At 21.0% G+C, this 651-nt stretch carries 2 protein-coding genes; both read right to left on the bottom strand.

The genetic code is table 11. The annotated features are described in order from the left end of the window. Window positions 1-101 precede the first annotated feature (101 nt). The gene (locus tag RI76_RS02105) at window positions 102-392 is read right to left on the bottom strand and encodes a hypothetical protein (RefSeq protein WP_017192496.1); all 291 of its coding nucleotides are present in this window, start codon (window positions 390-392) and stop codon (window positions 102-104) included. Window positions 393-425: 33 nt separating this feature from the next. Then, on the bottom strand, window positions 426-651 hold a 226-nt coding region (locus RI76_RS02110; protein ID WP_017192497.1), incomplete at its 5' end, for a single-stranded DNA-binding protein.

Raw genomic sequence — 651 nt, forward strand, 5'->3', positions numbered from 1 at the left:
TTAGTAAAAAAAATACTATATAATAAATAAAATAAAGCTTTAAAATCAAAAGAAATTAAATATTTTAAAACAGATAAATTAAAAATCATTTTCATTATTGTCTAATATCTAATTAATAATTCTTTTTCTGTATATCCAGCATCTAATAATTCCTTAGTTGTAAATCCAGCAGCTTCTAATTCATAAGATAAAAAACCAGAATCTTTAAAATCTTTAGCTGTAAATCCAGCTTTTTTTAAATCTCTAATTTTATATCCACCATATATTAATTGTCTAGCTGTATGACCATCTTTTTTATATTTTTTAATTGAATTTATGTCCGACAAACTAACAATAAAATAAACAAAACCAAACCCTAATGAAAAAATTATATATGTAAAAATATTAATCATTATTTGTTGCATAACCTTTAATTATTTTTCTCCTTATTTTTCTTTTTTAAAATCTAAATATTGAATAGATTGACATTCTACTTGTGTAATAAATTTTTTTTCTTGTTTATCTTTATTAATAACATTAACTTTAATTCGACCTTCAACACCAATTAAAGAACCTTTAACAACATATTTAACTAAATTCTCTGCTTGTTTATTCCAAACAACACAAGAAATAAAATCCGCTTCTTTATCGCCTTTATCATTAATAAAATTC

The organism is Milkweed yellows phytoplasma str. MW1, from assembly GCF_000309485.1.
Classification (GTDB): Bacteria; Bacillota_I; Bacilli_A; order Acholeplasmatales; family Acholeplasmataceae; genus Phytoplasma.